Annotated in this window: 3 protein-coding genes; 2 read left to right on the top strand and 1 reads right to left on the bottom strand. The window is 75.2% G+C overall.

All coding sequences use genetic code 11. The features are described from left to right. Positions 1-1,095: HAD-IC family P-type ATPase (locus ACESL7_RS14970; RefSeq protein ID WP_372894095.1), on the top strand; the 1,095-nt coding region annotated here is incomplete at its 5' end. Further along, the gene (locus ACESL7_RS14965; RefSeq protein WP_372894094.1) at positions 1,080-2,207 is read left to right on the top strand and encodes a methionine adenosyltransferase domain-containing protein; all 1,128 of its coding nucleotides are present in this window, start codon (positions 1,080-1,082) and stop codon (positions 2,205-2,207) included. The genes ACESL7_RS14970 and ACESL7_RS14965, both read left to right, overlap by 16 nt. A 149-nt stretch (positions 2,208-2,356) precedes the next feature. On the opposite strand, the gene ACESL7_RS14960 is transcribed toward ACESL7_RS14965, so the two are convergent. Further along, positions 2,357-2,839, bottom strand: a 483-nt coding sequence (locus ACESL7_RS14960) for a hypothetical protein (RefSeq protein ID WP_372894093.1), incomplete at its 5' end; no start/stop codon positions are given.

Here is a 2,839-nt window from a genome sequence, read left to right as displayed (position 1 = left end):
GCGCGCGACTTCATCCGCGCGATGCACCGCGCGGGGGTGCGCACGATCATGATCACCGGCGACCAGGCCGCCACCGCCGAGGCCATCGCGCGCGATCTCGACCTCGCGCAGGGCGGCCCGCTGCGCATCATCGATTCGCCCGAGATCGCGGCGATGGACCCCGAACTTCTCGGCGGCGTGGCGGCGCGGGCGCATGTCTTCTCCCGTGTGAGCGCGACGCAGAAGCTCGCCGTGGTGCAGGCGCTGCAAGGCTCGGGCGCGGTGGTCGGCATGACCGGCGACGGGGTGAACGACGGCCCCGCGCTCAAGGCCGCCGACGTCGGCATCGCGATGGGCGCCTCGGGCACCGATCTCGCCCGCGACGTGGCCAACGTCGTGATCCGGGACGACGAACTCGAGACGCTGGTGGAGGCGGTCGCGCAGGGCCGCGCGGTCTATCGCAACATCCGCCGGGCGCTCGAGTTCCTGATCGCCACCAACCTCTCGGAGATCGTGGTCGGCATGGTCGAGGCGGCGCACGGGCCGGGGGAGCTCGAATCGCCGATGGAGCTTCTCTGGATCAACCTCGTGAGCGACGTGTTCCCGGGCCTCGGCCTCGCGCTCGCCGATCCGGACCCCGATGCGATGACCCGCCCGCCGCGCGCGGCGGACGAGCCGGTGATCCCGACGGAGCATTTCCGGCGCATGTCGATCGACGCGGGCACCATCGCGGCGGCGACGCTCGTGTCGCATTTCGTCGGGCTCGCCCGCTTCGGTCCCGGGCCGGAGACGCGCGGGATGACCTTCCTCTCGCTCTCGCTGGGTCAGCTCGCCTATGCGCTGACCTGCCAGAGGAGCGACCCGGCGGATCTGCGGGTCGGCCGGCTCTTCGACAACCCGAACCTGAACGGCGCGCTGATCGCCTCGGGCGGGCTCGCCGTGCTGCCCTATTTCGTGCCGGCGCTGCGCCGGCTCCTGAAGATCGCGCCGCTCGACGGTGGCGCGATGACGGTGGGGCTCGCAGGGGCGGCGGCGCCGGCGGGGATCGTGCTCGCGCGGCGGGGGATCACGGTCCGGCCCGAGACGGTGGAGGTGCGGCCATGCGAAACTTCGTGATGACGTCCGAATCGGTGACCGAGGGCCACCCCGACAAGCTCTGCGACCAGATCAGCGACGCGGTGGTGGACGCCTATCTCGCCGCGGGCGTGCAGGCGGGGGTGAGCGCGGAATGCGCCATCGCCACGGGCGTCACCTTCCTCTCGGTGCGCGCGGGCGCCGAGGCGCCGCTGGACCTCGCCGCGCTGACGCGCCGGGTGATGGCCGAGGCGGGCTACCCGCCCGAGACGGGCGGCGCGCCGACGGTGATGCTCGACCTCGCGCGCGCGCCGGAACTCGAGACCGGCGCCCGCGCCCGGCACATGGTCAGCGCCTTCGGCTATGCCTGCGCCGAGAGCCCCACCGCGATGCCCTACCCCATCGAGGCCGCGCACCGGATCGCCGCCGCACTGGACGCGGCGCGGCGCGAGCGGCGGCTGCCCTGGCTCGCCCCGGACGCGCAGGCGCAGGTCGCCGTCACCTTCCGCGAGCGCCGGGCGGTGGCGCTCGGCGCCGTGGCGCTGAGCTTCGGGCACGCGGACATGCCCGGCGAGGAGGCCGCGCGCGAGGAGCTGATGACGGAGGCCGTGCGCCCGGCCCTCGCGGAACTCGGCGTGCAGCCCGACGAGACGACGCGCGTGATTCTCTTCCCCGCCCACGGCCGCGCGGGGCCGCAGGCGCACTCGGGGCTGACGGGCCGAAAATCGGCCGACGACGCCTACGGCGCCTTCATCCGGCGCAGCGGCCCGGCGCTCAGCGGCAAGGACCCCTCGCGAATCGACCGGATCGCCGCCTACGCCGCGCGGCAGGCGGCGCGCGCCGTGGTCGCCGCCGACCTCGCGGAGGAATGCGAGGCCCAGCTCTCCTACATCGTGGGCGACGCGGCGCCCGTGACGGTGGAGGTGGACACCCATGGCAGCGGACGCGCCGGGGACGAGACGCTCTCGCGGCGGCTGCGCGAGGTCTGCGACTTCCGCGTGGGCGCCATCGCCGAGCGCATGGGGCTCTGGACCCTGCCGGCCGAGCGCGGCGGGCGCTTCTACCGCGACCTCGCGCGCTACGGGCACATGGGGCGCGACGATCTCGCCCCGCCCTGGGAGGACGTCGACGAACTGGCCGCGCGGCTGGCGTGAGCGCCGCCCCGGCGCTGTCGCGCAGGTCGCCGGCCACGGGGCGGCGGCCGACACGGCATCGCCGGGCTGACGCAGGGGATCGTGGCCGCGAACAACCGGACAGCGCGGGCCCCGGGCGGCGGTTTCCCCCGCGTGCTCCGCTGCGCGCCTCAGCCCGCGGCGCCGTCCCGGTCGATGAGCGAAAAGGCCGCGGTCGCGAGCGTGGTGGCCGGCCCGGCGACGCGGCCGCGGGCGAGCTGCACGAGCGCGGCGGCGATCAGCAGCAACGCGAGCCCCGTGCGCAGGTCGAGCGCGCCCTCGGTGCGCGATTTCACCCCCATGTCGGCCCGAAGAAGCCCGAGCTTCACCATCTGCCCCACAGGCGGCGCCGTGGGCGCGCGCCGCGTGACGATGAGCGACCCGGCTTCCATCGCGTCGAGCACCTCGCCGGCGTCGTGGTGCGTCTCCACGATCAGGCTGCCGGTGGCAGGGCGTGCCAGAACCCGATCGACGCCGGCCACCGCGGCGAGCCGGTCGGCGAGGTCCACGAGCGCCTCGCGCCCGAGCGGCCGTGCGGGCCGAAGGCGCGCGCGGCGGCCGAGTACCTGCGCCCGGTGAACCGGGATGGCCTCAGCCGGAGCGGGCATCGCCCC

It is taken from the genome of Rhodosalinus sp. (genome assembly GCF_041685465.1).
GTDB lineage: Bacteria > Pseudomonadota > Alphaproteobacteria > Rhodobacterales > Rhodobacteraceae > Rhodosalinus.
The sequence above is the reverse complement of the archived record's forward strand: the minus strand, read 5'-3'. Positions and strand labels throughout refer to the sequence as shown.